Source organism: Bacillus nitratireducens (assembly GCF_001884135.1).
GTDB classification, from domain to species: Bacteria; Bacillota; Bacilli; order Bacillales; family Bacillaceae_G; genus Bacillus_A; species Bacillus_A nitratireducens.
Genome location: NZ_MAOC01000091.1, coordinates 19,832 through 43,450, shown reverse-complemented (window position 1 = coordinate 43,450; position 23,619 = coordinate 19,832). Strand labels below are relative to the sequence as shown.

Here is a 23,619-nt window from a genome sequence, read left to right as displayed (position 1 = left end):
TATTTAGAACGGGGTTATGCTTATTTGAGATAATAAAATTAAATAATTTTATTATAACTACACATTACGGATTAGATAATATTTTCTTTCTGCTATAAAGCCGCACCTTTCCCACGTTCCTCCTTAAACCGAAGCCCAAAAGTATCCGATGTAATTTCATCAGCTTTCGGCAATGAACGTAATTTCGGATGAAGTAGCCATACGAGAGAAATGAATAAAATCCCGATGCTAGCGAGCGCGAAAATGAGTTGGCTACTAAATACATTTGCAGTGTATCCACCAATTAAAGAACCGAACGGCATAGCGATTGTGCCCATACTCCGTGTGACTGAATTGATGCGTCCAAGGTATTGATTTGGAATTACAATTTGACTAATTGTCGCAAATAATATGTTGGTGGCACCAATTGGAATCCAAGCTAGGCCGAATAAGAAAATAGACAGCCATTGAAACGGTACAATCGTAGAGAGAAACCAAAAGATAGCGCCAGTCGCAAAGCCAATAATAGAGACACGGCCAACATTACGTTTGCCAACCCATGAACTGAATAATGCACCAATGAGACTACCTGCTGATATAGCAGCTAAGAAGAAGCCATATGATTTCACGCCTCCTAAAGAATCAGCGAAAGAAGGGAGTATCGCCATCGTCATACCGATTGAAAAATTAGCGACTACTGAACCGATTAAGAATACGCCCATTAATGAACGGAAGACGATTGAAAAACCTTCTTTTAAATCAGAGAAATATTGCTTAGTTGACAGTGATGTGCCCGTTTCGGTTTGTTTTGGCATTTTTAATGAAAAGAACAAAAGGGCAGTAATCGCGAATGTAAAAGAGTCGATTACATATAAAGTGATTGCGCCAAGTAGTGCTACTAATATTCCAGAAAGAGTCGTACAAATTAAATCGATGCCTTGATACGCAAATGAGAAGAGTGAATTTCCTTTTAATAATTGTGTTTTATTCAGTAGAAGAGGTAAAGCTTTTGATTGTGCGGGATAGGCGAATTGTTCGATAAAGGCTACGATGGGCATGATGATAAGTAGTAGTTGAACAGTTAATAGGTCGAAGTAGTGTGTAATAGGAATGATTAATATTAGGACGCATTGCAGAACTTGTGTGATGACGAGGGTGTTTTTGATTGACCATCTATCAACGAATGGCCCAGTAAGAAATTGAAGTGCAGAAGGTAATAATGTAAGGAAACCAGCTAATCCAGAATAGAAAGGACTGCCACTTAATTTATATACGAGCCACATCGCTGCTACATAATACAAGCTATCTCCTATGTTTGTAAAAATTCTCCCTAAAAATAATAAGAGGAAATTCCGGTTTTTTAATATGTCCATTTAATCTACTCCTTTATAATAAAGTGAAACTTTAATCAGTGGGAGGTTTATTCCCATTGATTATTAGTTGAACCAATCGGGCATTTACGGGCAGTTAATCTCCTATCTAACTTCTTTGTTCCAGTTGAATTTTCAGGGGGGATTCTTACTGCCCGTTACTGCCGGGTAAATTTATTCGGTAAAATAATTTTGACCGTTAGTGTAAAAAAAATCGTATTACGATTTTTCTTCTTTTTTCACAAAGCGCTGCATTGCTCGTTCTTCGATTTGTAGTGCAGTAGTAGAAATGTAATAAGATTTACTATTTGGATCTTTATCTGCATCTTTTGTGATCTCGTTTAATTCAGACATCACTTTATAAAACTTTTTCACCCACACTTGAAATTGTTCTGGCGTAGCATCAAACTCCCAGCAAGATGAAACGTAATTCCACTCAGCTGGATCTTCACTTACTTTTCGTAATGTAAAAGCTTCTTCTGGCGCAGCGAGAATATGGCTTTTCGTCATTTCCGTCATTTGTAAAAAGATTTGGCGACCTGATTCACTTAATATTTCTACATGAGGTAATAGTTCTGCAGCAGGGGTAAAGCCTTTAGCGACAGATTGATAAAACTTTTGAATGATGCCATTCTTTTCTTCTGTATATACGATTTCTATAAGGCCATTCTTTTCTAATTCTTTTAAATGATAATGAATTTTCGCCCTTGAAATGCCGAATTTCTCAGATAGCAGTTGTCCTGTATAAGGACGTTCGCATAGACGCATCATCATTTCGGCACGTAGTGGATCGCTTATTGCTTTTAGTTGGCTATAAGTAGTTAGTGTTAACATGGGCTTCAAAATGATCAACTCCTCAAATAAAATTACTCGGTCAAGATTATTTGACTGAATTGTATCAAGGATTTTAATTATTTTCAATACTTTCTGAAAATTTAATTTTTCTTCTGTAATCTTCCGTTCATACTCCGTTCATATTTCTTTTTTATGATAAGTGCATAGAAAGTAACAGGAAGGAGCGAGCGAAATGTTTTTAGCTCTGCGTGAATTAAAACAATCAAAATTAAGATATGGATTAATCGGACTTATTATGGTGTTATTATCATTTTTAGTCCTTGTCATTTCAGGATTAGCAAATGGACTATCATATGATAATGCTTCATCGATTCAAAATATGGAGGCAAATAAGTTCGTTTTAGCAGATGATGCGGAAAATAAATTACTTCGTTCACAAATTAAGAAAGACGATGTAGATAATGTAGTAAGTCAAGTAGGCGAGAAAGAGGCAGTGCCGTTTCGTGTGAAAGTTTCAACGTATGAAAAGAAAGATAGTTCGAAAAAAGTGGATGTTGCTATTTTCTCAAGTGAACGTGATTCATTTTTAGAACCGAAAATTGTAAAAGGTGAGAAATTAGGTACAGCAAACAACGAAATGGTTGCTGATGAATCAATTAAAGAAAAAGGAATCGATATTGGAGATACAATTATCGACCCTGTTTCAAAGAAAGAATTTACAATCGTTGGATTTACGAAAGATCAAATGTTTAGCCATACACCAGTCGTTTATGTAAATGAAGACGTATGGGGCGCTATTTCACAACCAAACCAAAAAGATTATAGTGCAATTGCGCTGAATACAGATAAAGAAATTAAAAATGCACATGTTATCGACAAAAAAGAAGTACTGCAAAGTATTCCAGGATTTAAAGAAGAGCAAGGGACATTAACGATGATCATTGCATTCTTACTTGTTATCGCTGCGTTACTAATCGGTGTATTCTTCTACGTAATTACACTGCAAAAAACACAGCAATTAGGTGTACTAAAAGCAATTGGAACGAAAAATTCTTATTTAGCAAATAGCTTAGTCGTGCAGGCGTTATTCTTATCAGTCGTTGCGATGGTGATCAGTATTGTTCTTGTACAAGGATTAGAACAAATTTTACCAGCGGGTATGCCGTTCTTATTAACAACACCGATGATTGCACAATATGCAGCAATCTTTATCGTAATTAGTATTTTAGGAACACTTATTTCGTTATACCAAGTATTAAAAGTTGATGCATTAGAAGCAATTGGAGGCGGGATGTAATGACTTCATTATTAAAATTAGACAAAGTAAGTAAAGTGTACGGAGAAGGGAATACGGAAGTAACAGCCCTTCATCCGATGTCGCTTGATGTGAAAGCTGGAGAATTTATCGGGATCGTCGGTCCTTCTGGATCAGGGAAAAGTACGTTATTATCAATCGCGGGTGCTTTACTATCACCGTCAAAAGGGGATATTTACATTCGTGAACAAAATATTACGCAGTTATCAGAAAAGGAAATGACAGACATTCGTTTGAAAAAAATCGGCTTCATTTTCCAGTTCGCAAATCTTGTTCCATATTTAAATGTAAAAGAACAATTGCTTTACATTGCAAAGCTTAAAAAAGAAAACAAACAAGACTCAGAAAAGCGTGCGGATCATTTATTAGCGGCATTTGGATTAGGAGAAAGAAAAAGTCATTATCCAAATCAACTATCTGGCGGGGAAAAACAAAGGGTAGCAATCGCTCGTGCGTTCATGAACAACCCAGATTTAATATTAGCGGATGAACCAACTGCAAGCTTAGACTCAAAACGCGCACGTGAAGTTGTTGAAATGATGAAACGTGAAGTGAAAGAGAGCCAAAAAGCAGCAATTATGATTACACATGATGAAAGAATGCTTGATGTATGTGATCGTATATTGACACTTAGAGATGGACAGTTAATATAAAGAAAAAAGGCCAACCGTACATATATGTGCAGTTGGCCTTTGTATGATTATTTTAAAATAGATATAATGGCTTTATTTTGAGAATAACGTTTTAATTTTATTGCGTGTTACTAATAAAATTCCACCTAGAATAGATAACATACCTAAAGCCATATTATTTGATTGCTCACTACCAGCGTTAGGAAGTTCTTTAGCATTGTTTTTCGCTGGAACAGTAGAAGGTGTAGTAGTAGTGTTACTATTCACTGTCGTTTGTTTTGGTTGTGATACTTCATTAATTTTGTTATCAACATTTTGCTTCGTTGTATGTAACTCAGCTAATTTGTCGTCAATTTTTTTCTCGGTATGTTTAAAGTCGTTTATTTTAATATCTAAGTCTTGTTTTTTCTTTGATAAATCATCTGAAACAGTTTGTTTCGCTTGTTTCATTTCGTTTATTTTATTTAGTAAATCTTGTCTAGCTTCTTGTAATTCAGCAAGTTTGTTTTTTACATCTTGTTTAGCTAGTTCTAAGTTAGCGGAAAGACTATCTAAATTGCCTTTAATTTTCTTAAGTTCTTCTAACGTGTTCCCAGTATTCGGCTTATTTTCTTTTAGCTCAGCAAGTTTGTCCTCAGCAGTTTGTTTCGCTTTTTTTAACTCAGCTAATTTTTCATCTACCTGTTTTTTTACTTCTTTAAGTTCATTAACCTTTGGATCGATGTTCTCTTTATGTTGCTTAATTTCATTAACCTTTTCATCGACAGTTTGTTTATGTTCTTTAATCTCAGTAACCTTATTATCGATATTTTGCTTATGTTCTTTAATTTCAGCAACTTTATCATCTACTTGTTTTTTATGCTCTTTAATTTCAGCAATTTTATCTTCGGCGATTTGCTTGTCTTGCTGAAGTTTTGCATCTAACTCTTGTTTATGTTGTTTAATCTCGCCGATTTTTTCATCTGCAACTTGTTTACGTTCATGTAGTTCATTAACCTTTGTATCAACATTTTCCTTAACTTGGTTAAGTTCATTTAATGTTTGATCCACATTTTCTTTGTGCTGCTGTAATTTCGCATCTAACTCTTGTCTATGTTGCTTAATTTCAGCTAAGCGATCTCCCGTACTTTGCTGGGGAGTAGCATCATTTACTTCTGCATGAGTAGGGGTAGATCCCGCAATCATTGCTAAAGCTAGTGTAGACGCAGCGATTGTTTGTTTTGTTTTCATTTTTTTGTACCTCTTTCCTATGAGTGAACTCTATTGTGTAAAATTGAGCATATAGAAGTAGAATATTTTATCATTATATACCATGTTCGGCGCTTAGAGGAAGTATTTGCATAATAATCTATGATTATGTGATTCTTATAGTCTCTTATTTTGGGATAGGGGACAAATCTTCAGCAAGATGAACAATTTCTTCTATAGTAGATTTTACATCTTTACTATCGCGAATAACAAACAAATAATCAGCCTCATTTTCTACAGGATGTACTACATCTTCATGCAGTGATTCGGCCTGTTGGCGATTGAGTACCTCTTTGAAACTAGAATAGTTACCTCTAAATATATTTGTACTTCGCTTACTACGAGCTACTCTTTCATAAAGTACATCATCTGGAATGTCAAAATGAACGAGTATGCGTACATATTTCTCTTTCTTAAACAGTTCATTTAGTAAATACATCCGGCCGTTTCGGCTTCTATTTGAGTTGCAAATGATAAGGTGTAAATTTGTATATTCTTTTGCATAATCAACGATGAATTTTGAAAGACCATGCTTAAATGTATTAGGGCCCTTAGTCAGCTGTAATTTTTCATAATGCGTGTTAATAAATTCGGCTTGGTTATCTTGATCCATAACGAAAGAGTTGGGTATCTCTTTTTCTAACGCTCTTGCAAATGTAGTTTTTCCGCTGTGTGTTTTTCCTACTGTAATAATGACTAATCGTTTCATATTGGCCTCCACATGTATTGTTATAATTTGGAACATTCGATGTGAATCGACAATTTTCCTGCCGGAGAATATACAAAGTGGCTGAGTAGTAATGGGCTGAAAATTTTACAAAAAAATATTCTGTTTAGAAAGGGGGCGGCAATGCTATCGTTATTGAAATATATTATGGAAATGTACCTGGTGAAAAGGAGATTTAGAATAAATAATAATAAGGTAGGAAACATATACCCTTTATTGTTAAATACGGCCTTTCATAATCTATGTTAAATTAATTGGAAAATTCAGGGGAAAGTGTTATGGTTTATTTGGGAGCTGTACATTATTTATGTTCAGTAAAAAAGGGGGATTAAAGTGGGGGCTAAAATTTTTAACGGCAGGCATATAGCCAATAGCAAGGATCAAGAATTTGTTGTTTTTATTATTGGTATGCGTATTAATAACCTATTAAAATTTTGGAAGTGGCTACCAGTTTTCAATGCTATGGGACCTATGATTAAAGAATTGTATCAAAACCCACAATGGGGTTTCTTACATACCGAATTCTTATTTAGTTGGAGAAAGGTGGTCTTAATTCAATACTGGAAGGGATTCGATGAATTAGTAAACTACGCTCACGGAAAAAACCATTCATCTGCTTGGAAATCCTACAATAATAAGATTAAAGATAATGGGAGTGTCGGTGTTTTTCACGAAACTTATCAAATAGAAAAAGGTGCTTCTGAAGCAATCTATGTTAATATGCCAAAAACCGGTTTATCTAGAGCTACCGAACACATACCAGTATCTCAAGATACTAATACTGCTCAAAAAAGAATGGATAAATAATTCGGAAAGTTCCGTATGTAGTTTCGGTTTTCCTGCCAGAGAATATACAAAGTGTCGGAGTAGTAGCAGGTTAAAAACTTGACAAAAAAACTTATTTATGCTATAATTTACCAATATAAAAATAAAGTGTATAATAGGGTTCTCCTGGCCAGGGGGACCCTATTTTTGTTGTGGAAATGAAGGAGAGTGTATGTGCGTGAAAAAAGGTGAAGCAAGTGTAACGTCGTTAGTATCAGCTTTCGGAAGGGCGTATCATAGTGAATTTGATAGTTCTAAAATCTTTGATGATTATGTAGCTAAAGATCTTATTTCACAAAAAGAACGTAATGATATTGAAATGAACATGGTTCAAGGAATACATTTTTTCAATAAAGACATTGCAAAGCAGCTTCAAGACAATCCGAAAGAAATTTTAAAATGGATTACACAAGTTCAATTATCACCAACACCTTTGGCACGCGCGGCATATTGTGAAAGAGTGCTATTACATGAAATTGCATTAGGCGCGAAGCAATACGTCATACTCGGTGCAGGCTTAGACACGTTTAGTTTTAGACACCGAGAATTAGAAAATAAAATAGAAATATTTGAAGTGGATCATCCTTCTACGCAAGGGTTTAAAATACAAAGAGTGAAAGAATCAGGTCTAGAAATTCCAAGCAATCTTCATTTTGTTTCGATGGATTTTACTAAGGATTTCTCTAAGCAAAAATTAGTAAATGAAGGATTTGAAAATAAAAAGAATTTCTTTAGCCTTTTAGGTGTTACGTACTATTTAACGAAAGAGGAACTTTCCAGTTTAATAGAATGTTTATTCGAGATGGTTCCAAAAGGGAGTTCTATCGTTTTTGATTACCCTGATGAAAACTTATTTACGGAAAAAGGTTTATCTAATCGGGTTGAAAACATGGTGAAAATGGCTATGGTAGGCGGAGAACCGATGAAATCATGTTTTTCTTATGCCGAAATGGAAGCACTATTAGAAAAGGCGGGTTTACTTATTTATGAGCACTTATCACCAGAGGATATTAATAAACTATATTTTGAGGGACGAAACGATTATTTAGAAGCTTTTGAGACGGTGCATTATGTGCATGCGGTGAAGAAGTAAGGAATTAGTGGACATGGGGAGAAATCTCTGTGTCTTTTTTTGTGGGAAAAAGGAAATGGGGTGTAGTGATGGGAAGTAATAAGCATGTTGCTATTGGAAGTAGAGGGATTGTGAAGAATAATTTAAATGTTTATATAGGGGTAATTGCACATCGTTATCCAGCTAATAAAAATGGGTTACCCAAAAACGATAAAAATGATTAGAGACCCTGGTTTTTATACAGTCAAAAAAATCAGGGCTATTTTTAAAGGATTAAGGATTATTGAGTAAGTAATAGTTAATTGATTGTGCCAGTATTTTTATTCTTCACTAATAAAAGGAGCAATTATTTTTTTTTCATAAGAAGATAACACGATATTCGTTGATGGTGTACCATATTGCATTGTATCATCAATAAATTGTTCTAAACTTTCTACAGAATACGTTGCTAATTTGACAATATAGCTAATTTCCCCTGCTACTCTGTAACACTCAAGTACATCTGGATGATTATAGCAAAAGTTAGCTAATGATTTACAATCCTTTGATTTAAACAATATAAGTGCAGAAATTGGACGGTTTATTTTTTTTAGAGAAACATGTGCATGGTAACCTTCAATAATTTTTTGCTCCTCTAACTTCCGTACTCGCTCGGTTACTGACGGAGCAGATAAGTGAACGGCTTCTGCTAGATCCTTCATTGAAATTTTTGCATTTGACTGTAATAATCCCACGATTTTTTTATCAATTTGATCCATAAATCATCCAACCTTTTTTTATAAAATAGAATAACCTAAATTCCTTATATAATAAAGCCAAATGATCGAATATCCTTATTGAACTTATTTATCAGCCTTATATATTTGTATAAAATAAGGATAACAGGAGGCGATTTACGATATGAAAAAGGTTTTATTATTATTAGCTGATGGATTTGAAGCAGTAGAAGCTAGTGTATTTACAGATGTACTAGGTTGGAATAAATGGGAGGGAGATGGATCAACTGAGGTCGTAACAGTTGGTCTTCGGAATAAATTAACCTGTACTTGGAATTTTACTGTTATACCCGAAAAAACGATTGATGATATTCAATTAGATGAGTTTGATGCATTAGCTATTCCAGGAGGTTTTGAAGAAGCTGGTTTTTATCGGGATGCATATAGTAGAGAATTCTTACATGTTATTCAACATTTTTATGCCAAGCAGAAGCCTATTGCCAGTATATGTGTCGCATCATTAGCGCTTGGAAAAAGCGGAATTCTTACAGATAAAAAAGCCACCACATACAGTCATCCAACGAGTAAACGAAAAGAGCAGTTAAAGAATTTCGGTGCAATAGTACAAAATGATTTAATCGTTCAAGATGGAAACATTATTACATCTTCAAATCCAGGTACAGCTTTTGATGTTGCATTTTTATTACTTGAAAAACTAACATCTAAAAAGAACGCTAAACATGTAAAGGATCTTATGGGGTTTTAGGCATTGCTCTTCAACAAAGGGGTACTTGGAGTATTTTAAAATATCTTAACGAACATGGTCCAAAAGAGTGGTCATCTAATTGGGTGACTGCTCCAGATAAAAGAGAATGGAAATAATATGTAATAACAGATGGTAATGAATCGATCAAAGGTAAGTGCCCTTTTCATGCATAATTTAATACAAAGAATAATAATTGATTAAAATAGGAGAATTTTTATGATTGTAACACTCTTTACATATATATTGTTAGGTTTATCTTTATCAATACCTGCAGGTGCTATGACTGTCCAAATGACTAAACAAGGAATGAGAAATGGTTTCGTACATGGTTGGTTTGTAGGTATAGGAGGAATGACTGTAGATTTATCTTTAATAGTTCTGATTTATCTAGGGTTCTCTAGTGTATTAACCAATCCGTGGGTGGAAGCAGTTATGTGGTTACTAGGTTTTGGGTTTTTAATGTTTATTGGAATAGAAAGTATTAAAGAAGCAAAGTCAGAAGTTAACATAGAGGGAGAAGATCCTAATAAATCTTTATTAACAGCTTATTTGTCTGGTTTTATGATTGCTATATCACCGGCTAATATTGTCTTTTGGATAGGGATCTTTGGGCCGGTTCTAGTTTCTTCATTAGGTAATGCAAGTACATCAACATTTATATTAATAGCTGTAGGTATTTTATTAGGTATCTTTATGCATGATATGGTCTTATTAAGCTTTGTTCATTTTACTAGACGGTTTCTAAATCCAACCTTTATTAAATGGGTATCTATATTTGCCGCAATAGTACTATTCGGATTTAGTGGTTATTTTGGTTACGAGTTTATAAAACAAGTAATTACTTTTATTTAAAAAGCATAACTCTTATAAACTTAAATATGGTAGTTGAAATATAGATGAAAAAGATACGCATTTTAAACCTAAACGCAATGTAATTGTAAATATGTTATATTACGTAGGCATCCCCTCAGAAATTTTTTGATTCCTGGGGGAGGGTTAAATTCCTTACACATAGCCTTTTAAAAAAGAAACAACCTCTACTATAATTGACGGTGTATGAACTTAGCTTGATAGTGATGGGGTAATTGCACATACCTATTTACTGAAAAATATTAACTAACTCCAAGAGTCAAAAACGCTATTCTTACTAAAAGAATAACGTTTTTTTTATTATTTAAATATGATTTCATCTGAATGTATTGGAGATTTTTCCTCCAAAATTAGTAGAATTTTTACTTGAATTTACTACCTCAGTTGGATTTATCATATTTCAATTTCGATAGAATAGTAAATAGGTATATCGGATATGAAGATAAATTACAATGATTATACATACTTCAGATTTAGAATTACAGTAACTACTTAACTAATAAAGAAAGGAATAAGCAGAATGATACAGAACATATATGAAACGCATTTACATGTAAGAGATTTAGAAAAGGCGATAGATTTCTATCAAAATAAGTTGGGGTTAGCATTAGCAAGAAAACTATCCAAAAGAAAGGTGGCCTTCTTTTGGGTAGGAGAAAGTAAAAAGCAAATGCTTGGACTATGGGAAGTACATAATATTGAAGATTTTGAGATAAAACACTTTGCTTTTGGTGTAGATTTAGAATTTCTAAAGACTTCTAAATTGTGGTTAGAGAATCGTGGAATAGAAGTGGTGGGAAGCCAAGGGAAAGGAAATCAAGAGCCAATTGTCCAAAGGTGGATGCCAGCTGCAAGTGTATACTTTCTGGATTGTGATGGGAATAAATTAGAGTTTATTTCTATGTTACATGATAATCCAGATGAATTAGAATATGCATCTTATTTAAGTGAGTGGGAAGCGGAGCACCAAGAAAAATAAATGAGATTGTATCTATAAAAGGGGAAAAACGTTATTTTTTTGTGGAAAATATACAGAAAAGATGGACGTTTTACTTTACCAGAGTTATTCGGATTAAATGAAGAGAACTTAAAAAGGTAGAGTATTTTGTTGTAGTAATGTAACTGAGATTAAAAGACAACGTATTAAACTAAAAGATGTATTAAATAAATTTACATTTAATTAATGTTAAAAGGTAGAAAGTTAGATTGGCGCGAATCGATAATTGTGGAATGCGAAAAAAAGACAAAATCTCTTAAAAAATACTTAAATTTTTACTCCATTAATCTTTACAATCCCTCTTTATAATATGAATTGGACAAGCAACTAAGAGAACGCAGAACATGTCAGTTTATACATTCTATTATTAGGGGGGAGAAATTGTATGAAAAAGGCAGTTGCTTCGTTAGCCGTTATGGCAGTGTTATTACCAACGTTTTCGATGAATGCTGAGGGAAAAGAACAAGCACAAGCACGGAAAACAGCGACGATGTTTAATGTTATTAGTGATATTCAAGGGGATTTAGGGGATTTTGATCACGTATTAAAAGATATGAACAAAGTGACACCACTTTCTAGAGCGCTTATTATGAATGGGGATATAACACCAACTGGACAGCAGTCACAATATGATGATGTAAAGCGAGTGCTAAACAAAAATAAGCATCCGGAAAATGTATGGTCAACTGTTGGGAATCATGAATTTTACGCTGGTAAATGGACAGCTGATGGGAAACTTTCTCAAAATACATGGCCAAATGGTGTAACGGAAGAGACATTGTTTAATCGATATTTAAAATTTAGCGGACAAGATAAGGTATATCATAAAAAAGAATTAGATGGTTATCCGCTTTTATTTTTAGGAACTGAAAAATATATGAAATACCATGATTCAAAAATGTGGGATGAAGTATATATGAGTGATGAGCAATTAGGTTGGTTAAAACAAAATTTAGAAGAATATAGTCAAAAAGATAAAAATAAGCCAATTTTCATTTTCTCTCATCACGTTTTACCTGATACAGTATCTGGATCAAGACAAAACCCGTATTTACAAGACTATTTAAACGTTGATAAATTGTACGATATATTAAAAGACTATCCGCAAGTTGTTTTCTTCACGAGTCATACGCATTGGGATTTAAATTTGCCGGACTGGGCTGGTAAAAAGAAAATTACAGGCGGAGATGAAAAAGGATTTACGGTTGTAAATACGGGCGGAATTGAAACTGGTTGGATGTCGGCTGGACCAAATGGTGGCGAGAAGACTGCGCCGGATGGATATTCTTTCAAACAAGGATTACAAATAAAAGCATATGGTAACGATGTAGTCGTAACGGCTTACGATTATAAACGTGATAAGGATATAAAGAAATTATCAATTAGTGATGCAAAAATCGCACAAATGGCACCAAATGTAACCGCTGATGATAGTAAAAATATAATCGTTGGTGCAACAGAATATATGGAGTACTCTGTAGAAGGAACGAACGAGTGGAATACGTATAATCCAGGAAAACCGCCGAAATTTGATGGCGACAAAATCGTATACGTACGTCACAAAGGAGAAATGAATTTAGAGCCAGGATTAACACAACTTCTTCGTTTTTCGGTACATAAGTGATTGGGTGCGCCTTATCTAATGAGATAAGGCTCTTTTTATTTTGTTAATAAGTCGATATATTAAAAAAACGTCGATGTAAATTTCATGTACCGTATTGAAATTCAATACATTTTAAATTCAGAAAGATGACTTCACCATTTTTCCATGTAATAATAGTATCGTTACATATATTGTGAAAGAAGTACAAAAGGAGCGTTACAATGAATTTAGCTAAATTCCCGAGAAAAAAATATACAGAATCATATACACCAATTGAAAAATTAAACAATTTTTCTGAAGTACTTGGTGGGCCGACTATTTATTTTAAACGAGATGATTTACTTGGTTTAACAGCTGGCGGTAATAAGACGAGAAAGTTAGAGTTTCTAGTTGCGGATGCACAGGAAAAGGGTGCAGATACGTTAATTACAGCTGGTGGTATTCAGTCAAACCATTGCCGTCTAACACTTGCAGCTGCGGTAAAAGAAAAAATGAAATGTATTCTTGTGCTAGAAGAAGGGCTTGAGCCAGAAGAAAAGCCAGACTTTAACGGAAACTATTTTTTATATCATTTATTAGGTGCTGAAAACGTAATTGTTGTGCCAAACGGAGCAGATCTTATGGAAGAGATGCATAAAGTAGCGAAAGAAGTTAGTGAAAAAGGTAATACACCATATGTAATACCAGTTGGTGGATCAAATCCTACTGGTGCAATGGGGTATATTGCTTGTGCGCAAGAAATTATGGCGCAATCATTCGAGCAAGGAATTGATTTCAGTTCAGTTGTTTGTGTAAGTGGTAGCGCTGGTATGCATGCTGGTTTAATTACTGGTTTTTCTGGAACGCAAAGCAAAATTCCTGTAATCGGAATTAACGTAAGTAGAGGAAAAGCGGAGCAAGAAGAGAAAGTAGCAAAACTTGTAGATGAAACTTCAGCTCACGTAGGTATTCCAAACTCTATTTCACGCGAAGCAGTTACATGCTTTGATGAATATGTAGGACCAGGATACGCTTTACCAACACCAGAAATGGTTGAAGCAGTACAGTTACTGGCGAAAACTGAAGGTATTTTACTTGATCCAGTTTATACAGGTAAAGCAGTAGCGGGACTAATCGATTTAATTAGAAAAGGTAAATTTAATAAAGAGGACAACATTTTATTCGTACATTCAGGTGGCTCACCAGCTTTATATGCGAATACGTCTCTATTTGCGTAAGTGTAAAAAGCATTGGGTATCCAATGCTTTTTGTTTTGAATTAATGTTGAAATTTGATACAATTTCGTGAATATGCGCTGATTTTTCAACATTCAACGGTAAACAACGATATATATAAAGGAGATTGATGTATGACAGAATTTTGGGAAGCAAGTTTTATAGAAAATCAAATGATGTGGGGATTTGAAGCTGCAGATTCCGCAATATTGACGAAGGATTTTTTCCTTGAAAAGAAAGTGAAGGATATATTGATTCCTGGTATTGGATATGGAAGAAATGCAAAGGTTTTTATTGATAACGGAATACATGTAACAGGTATTGAAATTTCAAAAACGGCGATTGAATTGGCGAGGGAAAATGAAATTAATGCTAATTTATTCCATGGTTCAGTTACGGATATGCCTTTTGATAACAAACTGTATGATGGCATATTTTCTTATGCACTTATTCATTTGTTGAATAGGGATGAGAGAGAGAAGTTTATTAAAGATTGTTATAGTCAGTTAAAACCAAACGGATATATGATTTTTACTACTATTTCTAAAGATGCCCCAATGTTTGGGAAGGGAAAACAACTTGGTAAAGACTACTTCGAGATAATGGAAGGGGTAAAAATGTATTTTTATGATGTTGACTCGGTACAACAAGACTTTGGAAAATATGGACTGATGGAAACTACGGAAATTGTGGAGCCACATAAAAATATGGCAAGTAAACCTCCATTTAAATTTATAATGATCAAATGTCAAAAAACAATATAATTACCATTGTGTAAAAATAGTGAAAGGTTACTTAATAAGTTGGTTGAGTAAGCTATTCACTCATTGTTCTTTAAAGGCGAAGTAAGGGGAGTCAAATGGCGTCCCTTACTTCGCTTAATTTATTTTAAAGCACGTTTTAAACTTTTAATGAATCATTTGTTATATAATGGAATTATTGGAATGTGGGAGGGGTGATTATATGAGTACAACATTAAGATGGGTCATATACACGATACTCAGCATTTCTATAATACTAATACTTCTTTTAGGTTACGGATTATATTTATATTTTACGTGAAATGGTAACCGAACCAAAGGGAAAATAAAATAATTGCTGTATTAAATAACGTAAAGGTTAAACCGATAATAGATAAAATTTTCTTTTCGGTACGACTACAAAAAGAGATAACTGCTAATATAATTGCTATAACAGTGGAAGCTAATATGAAGTATGCGAAAGGAACCACGTATTCTACTCCAAATCTGTCTAAAATAGGTGAGAAGAGAAATAGACTAATAGTAACGAATATACTTACAATGAGAAACGTATAACTTTTCCAAGTGTATGTTTTCAGTTGCATGGAATGGCACTCCTTCCTTATTAGTGTTTATATGTCTAATTTAAGGTGTTTACCTTTATTTTACAATTAGAGATACTTTTAATTAAAAGGCTCTTTTCATAAAGATTGTTGCTTTTAATTAAAATAAAGGTTAATTTTCTTAATACGGTATAATATTTACAGCAGATTATTCAGCAAACGGGCAGGATTGTGAAAGTATTGAGTTCGAGATATCTTCCTAAAAACCATTACTATAATAAAAGGATGACAAAATTTTTATGGTTAGTATGATAATTTGGAAACAGAAGTCAGTTTAATCTATGAAAACCTTATCAGAGGAGTGATGTAAGTGAAACAAAATATTTACGATAATCCGAATTTCTTCAAAAACTACACAGCATTGCGTGAAAGTGGAATAAACGCTAATGACTTCATAGAACAGCCAGCAATCAAATCATTAATTCTGTGTTTGAAAGGAAAATCGGTATTAGACTTGGGTTGCGGTGATGGTCATTTTTCAAAGTATTGTATAGAAAATGGTGCAAAAAACGTAATAGGTATAGACATATCCAAAAATATGATTGAACGTGCTAAAAAGTTAAATCAGGATGATAATATAGAATTTATGTGCCTTCCTATGGAGGATATGGGACTAACCAATCAAAAGTTCGACCTGATTATAAGTTCCCTCTCTATACATTACATTGAAGATTACTCGGCAATGATTCAAAAGATTAATGAACTATTAAAAAGCAGTGGTGAATTTATCTTTTCAACCGAACATCCAATAGCAACAGCTCGCAAAGGAAGCAACCATTGGATAAAAACTGAGGATGGTAATAAATCACACTGGGCATTAGATAATTATCAAGAAGAAGGTATCAGAGTACACAACTGGTTTGTTGACGATAGTGTGGTTATTTATCATAGAACTGTTGCCACATTAATAAATACTTTGATTGAACACGGGCTTTCGCTGGATAAAATAATCGAACCACAATCAATTTTGGCAGGGATAGAGAAAATGCCAGATTTAATAAACGAATCGCGAAGTCCATCTTTTATTATAATCAAGTCAAAAAAAACAAAATAATATTTAAAAATATCTACCGCAATCTGGGAGATTTTATTGAATTACGAAAACAGCCGTTTCACTAAGGAATGACTGTTTTTTATAATTCACGCAGAAAATTCACAGTGATTTGATTAGAATTTTGACAGGCACTAAGTAGCATTGATTTATCTGTTCTTTTTCCGCCAATTTTTTGCTTTGTTGAAGAAAGTTGAACCAATAAAGGTAATTGTCCAAGTATTTGGTTGCTACTCCTTGAAACCTATCCATTCAGCCTTTTAATCGCCTGTGATAGTTGTTGACGTTTTGGAGATGGTAGATGCCCTTTTTTACATATCCTTCTTTGCTTAGATTAATAGGTTCGTGTTTCAGAGCTTAAATTAGAGCAAATTTCTTGTAGTTAGTTGCTGTGTCCGTGCATAGCAACGAAGAAGGGTCAATGTAGCATCCGATAACCGCATCAATTTCTTCAGCTCTCACACGACCAGTTCCAGCTTTTTGGACAATAACTTGTCCATTACGGTCCTGAGCCACCACAACGGCAATTTTAAGATTGCTAATCCCTCTCTTTTCGTCTCTTCCTCCGCGTTTCTTGGGCTTTCTATCTAAACTACTACGCCCTTTTAAAGACCCTTTAAAAAAGGTCTCATCGCTCTCGATAATCCCTTTCAACATTTGAAACCCCATCGAATGAAGGGAATACAGGATTTTATGTCGCCAATAGAAGGCGGTGGATAAGTGGATGTTTAGACGTTCCACAATTTTGGGGAGGGAATAACCTTCGACCATCATTTGAAAATATTTCGACCATTTTCCAAGATAACGTGTCCCTGAAATAGGGGTATTAGATAAGTTATTGAAAGATTTTCCACAGTCACGACAGAGATAACGCTGTCTATCTCTATACTTGCCGTTCCACTTTACCTTTACACTACCGCAATGGACACAACCTAACCTTTCTTTAAAACGCATTTCCCTAATGGTGGTAAAAGCATCCTTCATATTCTCTTCATCGTTAGAAAAAAATCTTCTTTTAATAGATTAAATAGCTTGATTTGTTCATGTTTTGGCAAATCTGAAAAATTGGCATAAACGTTTTTCTACATAATAAAATCCCTCCTGAAAGAGAATTTTATTACCTCTCAGAAGGATGGTCAAAATAGCAACAATCTATACAAAAAGAGGCTATTAAAAAGAGGGGGACTAATATGCGAATTAGAAATTTGACTTTAGTTTTTGTTGCTATTTGTATATTCATAGTAACAGGCTGTTCAAATATACTAGGAAATGAAGATCAAAGAATCGAAGTGCAAAAACATGTTGGTGATGATAAATATGAAAATCTTAAGATAGTGACAGACAATAATCAGGTGTTGCAAGTAAAGAAAATATTAAATGATATTCATTATGAAAATAAAAAATCGGAAATGTCGCGTTCAGCTGATTATCAGTTTATTTTGCAGTTTAAAAATCCGAAAATAGAGGCGAAAGCTGTGTCATATCAAATTTGGATTAGTCCTAATAAAGATAAAGTAGAAGTAATGGCGGGGGATAATCGGTATGCTCAATTAGAAGGAAAAAATGCAGACACCTTGTTTCAGATTGTTACCGGAGAGAAGTTAGCTAAATAAAAGTATATGGTACTTAACTTTTTGGTGTTTATTGTAACGATTTATTACTTGTAAGGGACTATTCAATGTGTTGTTCTATTAAAAAACTAAAGTTGATTAATTAAATGCGATAAAATCTAGTTAAAAATAATGAAATTTCAGGAAAAATAAGGTACACTAGTCAATGGTTTTGGTTTAAAATCGATTGACGTTAATGTATATGGGGGAAAGATTGATGAACAACAATACTGTAAATGAATCAGTTGAAGAAGTTGATAGAAAACGAGTAAGATCAAGCAAACGTTTTACAAATTGGAAGTTTATCGTAGCGGGTATTGGTATAATTGCACTTCTCATTGGGGGAATGAGTTATTATCAGGCAACTCACTTCAATTCGAATGTTACGATTAATGACACAAAAGTTGGTGGTATGAGTGCTGATCAGGCAATACAGAAATTAAAAACATCTGGACTAGCAAACAAAGTCTATGTCGATCAACAACAAATTTTAGATGAAAAAGAGACAAAAACAGAACTTACGGAAAAAGATTTGCCACAAGTTAAGAAACTATTAAAAAGCCAGTGGACATTTTTCCCTTCCTCAAAGGAAAAAAATTATTCAGTGCTACCGGAAAAGGCGGATCAGTATCGTAGTGAAACGATGAAAAAACTTGTAGAAGAAAAGCTCATCTCTATGAATGAAAAATTACAAGCGCCTCAAGATGCTATGGCGAAGCTTGAACAAGGAAAAGTTGTTATTTCGAAGAGCGTTGATGGAAAACAGTATGACGTTACTAGTCTACTGAAAGATTACGACAAGCAGAAGTATAAAAGTGAAATTTATCTGAAGTCTACATACATAGAACCTATTAAAGAAGACGATCCGATTGTCAAAAAAGAGGAAGAAGCATTACAAAATTTTCTTGGGCAGTCAGTTGAATATAAAGTGCAGAATGAAGTTTATCCTTTAAAAGCGAAAGATTTAATTCAAAATGCCTCTATGTCAAAGGATATGAAGGTTACAATCGATGCGAGCGATATTAAGAAAAAGATTGCTGAAATTAATAATGCTAAATCAACATTAAATAAAAATTTCAGCTTTAAAACCCATTCCGGTTCGGTCATATCAGTAAAAGGACAAGGCTACGGCTGGGCACTAGATGTTGAAAAAGAAACAAAACAAGTTCAACAAGCTTTTGAAAAGGGTGAAAAATCGCTATCTGCTTCTAATATCCATGGAAATGGTTGGGAGAAGGAAGGTATCGGTTATGAAACAACATCGAATAATGGCATCGGAGACACGTATGCGGAAGTTTCAATTGCAGAGCAACAAATTTGGATTTACAAAGACGGAAAATTAGCAGTCACAACAAATGTAGTAACTGGTAAACATAGCACGGGTGAAGATACATCACCAGGTGTGTGGTACGTTTTATATAAACGAACTCCATACACGCTGAGAGGCAGCGCAGTAGGTAAAGCTGATTATGCAGTTAAAGTAGATTACTGGGTTCCATTCACAAATAGCGGCCAAGGATTCCATGATGCAGGCTGGCGAAAAGACTGGGCAAATAATGCTTATTTAGCAGGGGGATCAGGCGGGTGTGTAAACCTTCTTCCTAATGTTGCAAAAACTGTATATGATAGTTTGAACACTAATGATCCAGTTATTGTGTACTAGAAAATAGCAATCTTGCGTGAAGCGATGTATGTATCAAGAACTTAAATTAAAAAAAGAAGCAGAAAATCGTGAGTGATTTTCTGCTTCTTTTTTATTATTTATACTATGCACTTCTCGTGTGCAGGGGGATAGTTATAAAAAATACAAAATATAAGCTAGGTACATTTAAACATAAAATGTGGTTATCAAGTCAGAGAAAGGCACCCGATGGTGTCTTTTCTTTATTTCCAAAAGGACCTGCTCAATATCATCATGGATTTTTATTAATGGCATTTATATATATATTGACTCATAAGAATAGAACTAGCTTAGTATTTACTGGGGGGATTAAGAATGAATAGGGATGAAACCTCATTACATCCTGATACGGGTGTTACGTCTGTAATGTTTGTTGAACGGTCATTAAATGAGATTCGTTTTTGGTCTAGAATCATGAAGGAGCATTCTTTTTTTCTTCGATTGGGGTTTAGATGTGAGGATACCCAACTAATCGAAGAAGCTAATCAATTTTATCGATTGTTTGAACATATCGAACAAATAGCGTATTCCTATACAAATGAAACAGATCCTGGGCAAATAAAAAAATTTAATTCAGAAGTACAACAAGCTGCAACTAATATTTGGGGATTTAAACGAAAAATTCTAGGATTAATTCTCACATGTAAATTGCCAGGGCAAAATAATTTTCCACTGTTAGTTGACCATACAAGTAGGGAAGCCGATTATTTTAGAAAACGTTTAATTGAATTAAATGAAGGTAAATTAGATGCCCTTCCTGATGCTATTATTAAAGAAAATGTTTTCTTTTTAAGGATTATGGCAGACCATGCTAAATTTATTGGTCATCTTCTTGATCCATCGGAAAGAAAGCTTGTAGATACAGCACGGAATTTTAGCAATGATTTTGATGAATTAATGTATCAAGCAATTGACTTAGAATCTATGAAACCACAATCTCAAACAGTTCCTCTTTTAGATCAATTTTTAGATCAAAATCGTGTATCAGTAACATCTCTTCGGGATTTTAAGAAAACGGCACGTGATTTAATTGAGCAATGTAAAATAAAGAGTATCATTCATCCATTATTAGCAGACCATGTATTTCGTGAAGCTGATAGATTTCTTGAAATAATTGATATGTTTGATGCTCATCTTACCAATATTAAATCACAACCTAGATATTAAAAAATAAGAAAAGATACTATTTTGCCTTTAGCTGAGAAGTTAACAATTTATTGTTAGCTTCTTTTCTTTGTAATTTTTAATATTTCCAAGCAATGTAATGAAGCATACTTAGCGTATAAGCTACAAGACCAAGGCAAACAGCTTGTGAAAATAGATAAGTGATTTCCTTCTACAAAAGTGTGTGGCGGTTGTAGAAACAAAAAAGAAATGCCACTATCTGAAAGAACATATGAGTGTTCGTGTGGACTAAAAATAAGTCGTGATTAATGCAGCTATCAAAAGTAACGATTAACCGAGAAGTCACCACTTCAAGTAAGCTCATAAGAGATACTATGTGGTGGGTAGTTCACAGAACTTTATTATCTCCTTACACATTCCCCAGAAGAAACAAAGTGGAAAGAGATTGAGATGAAAAAATGGATATTCAAGTCGTCCTATTATGGAGATGATCAGAATTAAAATAGTCAATAAAATTGACAGTGAATATCATTTTCATTTATTATGAAATCGTCACATGTAATTGGACATGATTTTTGTGAAAAAGTTTACTTTTTTATTAATATAATAGATTTCTATTAAGGTGTCCCATTTAAGAATTTAAACGTAGGAAAGGGTAATATAAAAATGAACTGGAAAAAAGGCGGATTATGGATTATTATTTTTTTCATTGTAAAAGGTACGATTTCTACACTTTTAATAGTTACGGGTGCTAAATATTTTGATTTATCATTTATGCAACTTTTCATACTAATACTGATTTTATTACTGATTTCTCTCATAAGTCGAAAATTGCTTTATAGACATAAACAAAATAAAAAGCAAAAAGAGCTAAATATATAATGAAGCCCCAGAGATCTTTGGATTTCTGGGGTTTTACTTATTCAATAGTGAGTTTTGGGTCCGCAATACGAATGATACACTCCATCAGTTTTATTGGTTGTAAATCAAAAAATCATTGATTTTATTGAATAAATAGAAAACACTTTTCTTTTTCTTTTATTTCATTTAATATCAATAAGGGCACCAAAAAAATAGATAGAGGTGCTAAAATGTACGGTATTATTAATTACGAAGTGTTTTTACTAACAGGGATTTTATTAAATCTAATTCCTGGCGCAGACACCATGTATATTATGGGGAGAAGTATTTCACAAGGTAGAAAAGCAGGTGTGTATTCTGTTTTTGGTATTATTACTGGTTCTTTAGTTCATACGTTATTGGTTGCTTTTGGTTTATCTATTATACTTACAAAATCCATTGTGTTATTTAACACCATTAAAGTTATAGGTGTTATCTATCTTGTATATTTAGGGATTAAAATGATACTTGATAAAACAAATGTAGCTTTCCAAGCTTCATCCAATAAATTGAACATTAGAAAGATATATTTACAAGGACTCTTAACAAGTCTCACGAATCCAAAAGTCTCTTTATTCTTTATTGCGTTTCTTCCGCAATTTATAGATACAAAAGCTTCAGGTCCTATGCCTTTTATCATTTTAGGAATTACTTTTACAGTAACTGGACTATTGTGGTGTTTATTTGTTGCTTATTTCTCTTCATATGTCACGAAAAAATTAAGAGGAAATCAAAAGGTAGGAATGATTCTAAATAAAGTAACTGGAATGATTTTTATTGGTATGGGGTTAAAGTTGCTTCAAACGAAGGCTCCTCAATAAACCTGAATCATATAAAAATGCCCCCTTTCAAGAAATGTTATCTTTGATTTAAGCTAATTTCTATATACTAAAAGCCCCTTCAAGTTGGAAGGGGCTTTTTGCTTGTTATTTTGGTTTATCTAAAAATTTATTTCATAGTGCAGGATCTATTTTAATTAATTGTCATGAATATATGTGCCCTCCAATGACAAGGTTAAATCTTTTCCAGCATTACATTTAGAAAACTAGAATAGAGGAATCTAGTTATACCAACTAAATGCAGTCTAAGACATTTTTTAACTGAACATTTGGGAAAGAATGTGTTTCTTAACTTAATAGCGATGGAGTAGCACCCCATACCCATCAAGCTGAAAAGGAAAAACACCTTATAACAAAAAAATTCTGCACCATTTAAACTCTGGTAACAATTCATATGATCAAGAATAATTGAGCTAACAGATTTCGTTAAGTTATTATAATATAAAAAAATTAAATTCACCTTCTGCAATCCATTCAAATGGCTCAATCTCCGCGTCTTTTGAATTCCCTGAAGTGCTAAACTTAAGCAAAATAATTAACTATCCCATGCAAGAAAGTTAGGCTAGTTAATCGCATATGTTTTATTGAAGGGATGTGATTGAATTATGGAACGGCCGAATTGGGGAATTGGAGGATTAGTATTCGTTGGCTGCATGTTTCTTGGCGGAGGAGTGGGATCTATATTAGGTGATACTCATGCTGGATGGCTAATAGGGATGGGTGCTGGATTTATTGGGATGGCTTTAACGAGACTGATCAGAAAGTAATATAACGGGATTCTTCTTCGGGTAAATAAGGAAATATGTATGTAAGTAATTCATGGTATAAGAGCTCTATAAATTATAGTTAGAAGCTTCTCTTTTCTAAATTTCTCCATACATAGATATGATTCTCAAATCGGAGGATGGCACCTTAGGGTGT

At 33.7% G+C, this 23,619-nt stretch carries 24 protein-coding genes and 2 pseudogenes; 19 read left to right on the top strand and 7 right to left on the bottom strand.

The annotated features are described in order from the left end of the window. Nucleotides 1–92 precede the first annotated feature (92 nt). Both BAU23_RS25075 and BAU23_RS25070 read right to left on the bottom strand, forming a co-directional pair. Nucleotides 93–1,352, bottom strand: a complete 1,260-nt coding sequence (locus tag BAU23_RS25075) for an MFS transporter (protein ID WP_000353375.1) — start codon at nucleotides 1,350–1,352, stop codon at nucleotides 93–95. Between the two features lie 216 nt (nucleotides 1,353–1,568). Further along, entirely contained in the window at nucleotides 1,569–2,192 is a 624-nt protein-coding gene (locus BAU23_RS25070) for an ArsR/SmtB family transcription factor (protein ID WP_000803869.1), read from the bottom strand. Between the two features lie 184 nt (nucleotides 2,193–2,376). On the opposite strand from BAU23_RS25070, the gene BAU23_RS25065 reads away from it, so the two are divergent. Then, on the top strand, nucleotides 2,377–3,441 hold the full coding sequence (locus BAU23_RS25065) for an ABC transporter permease (protein WP_000477779.1): 1,065 nt from the start codon (nucleotides 2,377–2,379) through the stop codon (nucleotides 3,439–3,441). Then, on the top strand, nucleotides 3,441–4,112 hold the full coding sequence (locus tag BAU23_RS25060) for an ABC transporter ATP-binding protein (protein WP_000202609.1): 672 nt from the start codon (nucleotides 3,441–3,443) through the stop codon (nucleotides 4,110–4,112). Before BAU23_RS25065 ends, BAU23_RS25060 begins: the two co-directional genes overlap by 1 nt. 72 nt (nucleotides 4,113–4,184) lie before the next feature. Here the strand turns inward: BAU23_RS25060 and BAU23_RS25055 are convergent, their stop codons facing one another. Both BAU23_RS25055 and BAU23_RS25050 read right to left on the bottom strand, forming a co-directional pair. Further along, nucleotides 4,185–5,321: an LPXTG cell wall anchor domain-containing protein gene (locus tag BAU23_RS25055; protein ID WP_071735363.1), complete on the bottom strand. Its 1,137-nt coding sequence runs from the start codon at nucleotides 5,319–5,321 to the stop codon at nucleotides 4,185–4,187. A gap of 145 nt (nucleotides 5,322–5,466) precedes the next feature. Further along, nucleotides 5,467–6,048: an ATP-binding protein gene (locus tag BAU23_RS25050; RefSeq protein WP_071735361.1), complete on the bottom strand. Its 582-nt coding sequence runs from the start codon at nucleotides 6,046–6,048 to the stop codon at nucleotides 5,467–5,469. A 351-nt stretch (nucleotides 6,049–6,399) separates the two neighbouring features. On the opposite strand from BAU23_RS25050, the gene BAU23_RS25045 reads away from it, so the two are divergent. From BAU23_RS25045 to BAU23_RS30340, 3 genes are all read left to right on the top strand, one after another. Then, complete coding sequence (locus tag BAU23_RS25045) at nucleotides 6,400–6,873, top strand: DUF4188 domain-containing protein (protein ID WP_000501003.1); 474 nt, start codon at nucleotides 6,400–6,402, stop codon at nucleotides 6,871–6,873. 190 nt (nucleotides 6,874–7,063) lie between these two features. After that, nucleotides 7,064–7,984: a class I SAM-dependent methyltransferase gene (locus tag BAU23_RS25040; RefSeq protein WP_002076561.1), complete on the top strand. Its 921-nt coding sequence runs from the start codon at nucleotides 7,064–7,066 to the stop codon at nucleotides 7,982–7,984. Between the two features lie 29 nt (nucleotides 7,985–8,013). Continuing rightward, a complete protein-coding gene (locus tag BAU23_RS30340) occupies nucleotides 8,014–8,187 on the top strand; it encodes a hypothetical protein (protein WP_000007788.1) in 174 nt (57 codons plus the stop codon). Between the two features lie 96 nt (nucleotides 8,188–8,283). Here the strand turns inward: BAU23_RS30340 and BAU23_RS25035 are convergent, their stop codons facing one another. Beyond that, nucleotides 8,284–8,721, bottom strand: coding sequence for an Lrp/AsnC family transcriptional regulator (locus BAU23_RS25035; protein ID WP_000372086.1), 438 nt, complete (start codon nucleotides 8,719–8,721; stop codon nucleotides 8,284–8,286). Between the two features lie 142 nt (nucleotides 8,722–8,863). Between BAU23_RS25035 and BAU23_RS25030 the strand changes: the two genes are divergently transcribed. From BAU23_RS25030 to BAU23_RS25005, 6 genes are all read left to right on the top strand, one after another. Continuing rightward, on the top strand, nucleotides 8,864–9,445 hold the full coding sequence (locus tag BAU23_RS25030) for a DJ-1/PfpI family protein (protein ID WP_000756894.1): 582 nt from the start codon (nucleotides 8,864–8,866) through the stop codon (nucleotides 9,443–9,445). Between the two features lie 216 nt (nucleotides 9,446–9,661). Further along, complete coding sequence (locus BAU23_RS25025; RefSeq protein ID WP_000637404.1) at nucleotides 9,662–10,297, top strand: LysE family translocator; 636 nt, start codon at nucleotides 9,662–9,664, stop codon at nucleotides 10,295–10,297. A 538-nt stretch (nucleotides 10,298–10,835) separates the two neighbouring features. Next, complete coding sequence (locus BAU23_RS25020) at nucleotides 10,836–11,294, top strand: VOC family protein (protein WP_000615632.1); 459 nt, start codon at nucleotides 10,836–10,838, stop codon at nucleotides 11,292–11,294. Between the two features lie 403 nt (nucleotides 11,295–11,697). Then, nucleotides 11,698–12,936, top strand: coding sequence for a DUF4073 domain-containing protein (locus tag BAU23_RS25015; RefSeq protein ID WP_000710419.1), 1,239 nt, complete (start codon nucleotides 11,698–11,700; stop codon nucleotides 12,934–12,936). Nucleotides 12,937–13,136: 200 nt separating this feature from the next. After that, nucleotides 13,137–14,132 carry a D-cysteate sulfo-lyase gene (gene cuyA / locus BAU23_RS25010; RefSeq protein ID WP_001046627.1) on the top strand — a complete coding sequence of 332 codons (996 nt, stop codon included), beginning with the start codon at nucleotides 13,137–13,139 and terminating at the stop codon, nucleotides 14,130–14,132. Nucleotides 14,133–14,263: 131 nt separating this feature from the next. Continuing rightward, the gene (locus BAU23_RS25005; RefSeq protein WP_071735359.1) at nucleotides 14,264–14,893 is read left to right on the top strand and encodes a class I SAM-dependent methyltransferase; all 630 of its coding nucleotides are present in this window, start codon (nucleotides 14,264–14,266) and stop codon (nucleotides 14,891–14,893) included. 290 nt (nucleotides 14,894–15,183) lie between these two features. Here the strand turns inward: BAU23_RS25005 and BAU23_RS25000 are convergent, their stop codons facing one another. Further along, a complete protein-coding gene (locus BAU23_RS25000) occupies nucleotides 15,184–15,474 on the bottom strand; it encodes a hypothetical protein (protein WP_001176324.1) in 291 nt (96 codons plus the stop codon). Nucleotides 15,475–15,802: 328 nt separating this feature from the next. Here BAU23_RS25000 and BAU23_RS24995 point away from each other — a divergent pair, with 328 nt between their 5' ends. Further along, entirely contained in the window at nucleotides 15,803–16,546 is a 744-nt protein-coding gene (locus BAU23_RS24995) for a class I SAM-dependent methyltransferase (protein WP_071735357.1), read from the top strand. Nucleotides 16,547–16,625: 79 nt separating this feature from the next. Here the strand turns inward: BAU23_RS24995 and BAU23_RS29495 are convergent. Continuing rightward, a pseudogene (locus tag BAU23_RS29495) lies at nucleotides 16,626–17,598 on the bottom strand (IS1595 family transposase). Nucleotides 17,599–17,733: 135 nt separating this feature from the next. On the opposite strand from BAU23_RS29495, the gene BAU23_RS24985 reads away from it, so the two are divergent. From BAU23_RS24985 to BAU23_RS30335, 7 genes and pseudogenes are all read left to right on the top strand, one after another. Beyond that, nucleotides 17,734–18,156: a YhfM domain-containing protein gene (locus BAU23_RS24985; protein WP_071735353.1), complete on the top strand. Its 423-nt coding sequence runs from the start codon at nucleotides 17,734–17,736 to the stop codon at nucleotides 18,154–18,156. 214 nt (nucleotides 18,157–18,370) lie between these two features. Further along, on the top strand, nucleotides 18,371–19,816 hold the full coding sequence (locus BAU23_RS24980; RefSeq protein WP_071735351.1) for a L,D-transpeptidase family protein: 1,446 nt from the start codon (nucleotides 18,371–18,373) through the stop codon (nucleotides 19,814–19,816). Nucleotides 19,817–20,149: 333 nt separating this feature from the next. Further along, nucleotides 20,150–21,001 (top strand): DUF2935 domain-containing protein, encoded by an 852-nt coding sequence (locus BAU23_RS24970; RefSeq protein ID WP_001078039.1) that lies wholly within the window; start codon nucleotides 20,150–20,152, stop codon nucleotides 20,999–21,001. Between the two features lie 105 nt (nucleotides 21,002–21,106). Then, nucleotides 21,107–21,268, top strand: a pseudogene (locus BAU23_RS24965) (zinc ribbon domain-containing protein); the annotation flags it as partial. Between the two features lie 357 nt (nucleotides 21,269–21,625). Further along, nucleotides 21,626–21,841 carry a hypothetical protein gene (locus BAU23_RS24960; protein WP_001104090.1) on the top strand — a complete coding sequence of 72 codons (216 nt, stop codon included), beginning with the start codon at nucleotides 21,626–21,628 and terminating at the stop codon, nucleotides 21,839–21,841. 209 nt (nucleotides 21,842–22,050) lie between these two features. After that, nucleotides 22,051–22,680, top strand: a complete 630-nt coding sequence (locus BAU23_RS24955) for a LysE family translocator (RefSeq protein WP_071735349.1) — start codon at nucleotides 22,051–22,053, stop codon at nucleotides 22,678–22,680. A gap of 623 nt (nucleotides 22,681–23,303) precedes the next feature. Continuing rightward, on the top strand, nucleotides 23,304–23,465 hold the full coding sequence (locus BAU23_RS30335; protein ID WP_000441003.1) for a hypothetical protein: 162 nt from the start codon (nucleotides 23,304–23,306) through the stop codon (nucleotides 23,463–23,465). Nucleotides 23,466–23,619: the final 154 nt, after the last annotated feature.

What these genes read in the sequence shown, in the direction of transcription:
- BAU23_RS25020 (WP_000615632.1), top strand. Translation starts at nt 10,836, where the DNA reads ATGATACAGAACATATATGAAACGCATTTACATGTAAGAGATTTAGAA.
- BAU23_RS30335 (WP_000441003.1), top strand. Translation starts at nt 23,304, where the DNA reads ATGGAACGGCCGAATTGGGGAATTGGAGGATTAGTATTCGTTGGCTGC.
- BAU23_RS24960 (WP_001104090.1), top strand. Translation starts at nt 21,626, where the DNA reads ATGAACTGGAAAAAAGGCGGATTATGGATTATTATTTTTTTCATTGTA.
- BAU23_RS25060 (WP_000202609.1), top strand. Translation starts at nt 3,441, where the DNA reads ATGACTTCATTATTAAAATTAGACAAAGTAAGTAAAGTGTACGGAGAA.
- BAU23_RS25040 (WP_002076561.1), top strand. Translation starts at nt 7,064, where the DNA reads ATGTGCGTGAAAAAAGGTGAAGCAAGTGTAACGTCGTTAGTATCAGCT.
- BAU23_RS25075 (WP_000353375.1), bottom strand. Translation starts at nt 1,352, where the DNA reads ATGGACATATTAAAAAACCGGAATTTCCTCTTATTATTTTTAGGGAGA.
- BAU23_RS25050 (WP_071735361.1), bottom strand. Translation starts at nt 6,048, where the DNA reads ATGAAACGATTAGTCATTATTACAGTAGGAAAAACACACAGCGGAAAA.
- BAU23_RS24985 (WP_071735353.1), top strand. Translation starts at nt 17,734, where the DNA reads ATGCGAATTAGAAATTTGACTTTAGTTTTTGTTGCTATTTGTATATTC.
- BAU23_RS24970 (WP_001078039.1), top strand. Translation starts at nt 20,150, where the DNA reads ATGAATAGGGATGAAACCTCATTACATCCTGATACGGGTGTTACGTCT.
- BAU23_RS25035 (WP_000372086.1), bottom strand. Translation starts at nt 8,721, where the DNA reads ATGGATCAAATTGATAAAAAAATCGTGGGATTATTACAGTCAAATGCA.
- BAU23_RS25005 (WP_071735359.1), top strand. Translation starts at nt 14,264, where the DNA reads ATGACAGAATTTTGGGAAGCAAGTTTTATAGAAAATCAAATGATGTGG.
- BAU23_RS25015 (WP_000710419.1), top strand. Translation starts at nt 11,698, where the DNA reads ATGAAAAAGGCAGTTGCTTCGTTAGCCGTTATGGCAGTGTTATTACCA.
- cuyA (WP_001046627.1), top strand. Translation starts at nt 13,137, where the DNA reads ATGAATTTAGCTAAATTCCCGAGAAAAAAATATACAGAATCATATACA.
- BAU23_RS24955 (WP_071735349.1), top strand. Translation starts at nt 22,051, where the DNA reads ATGTACGGTATTATTAATTACGAAGTGTTTTTACTAACAGGGATTTTA.
- BAU23_RS25030 (WP_000756894.1), top strand. Translation starts at nt 8,864, where the DNA reads ATGAAAAAGGTTTTATTATTATTAGCTGATGGATTTGAAGCAGTAGAA.
- BAU23_RS25025 (WP_000637404.1), top strand. Translation starts at nt 9,662, where the DNA reads ATGATTGTAACACTCTTTACATATATATTGTTAGGTTTATCTTTATCA.
- BAU23_RS25055 (WP_071735363.1), bottom strand. Translation starts at nt 5,321, where the DNA reads ATGAAAACAAAACAAACAATCGCTGCGTCTACACTAGCTTTAGCAATG.
- BAU23_RS25065 (WP_000477779.1), top strand. Translation starts at nt 2,377, where the DNA reads ATGTTTTTAGCTCTGCGTGAATTAAAACAATCAAAATTAAGATATGGA.
- BAU23_RS24980 (WP_071735351.1), top strand. Translation starts at nt 18,371, where the DNA reads ATGAACAACAATACTGTAAATGAATCAGTTGAAGAAGTTGATAGAAAA.
- BAU23_RS25000 (WP_001176324.1), bottom strand. Translation starts at nt 15,474, where the DNA reads ATGCAACTGAAAACATACACTTGGAAAAGTTATACGTTTCTCATTGTA.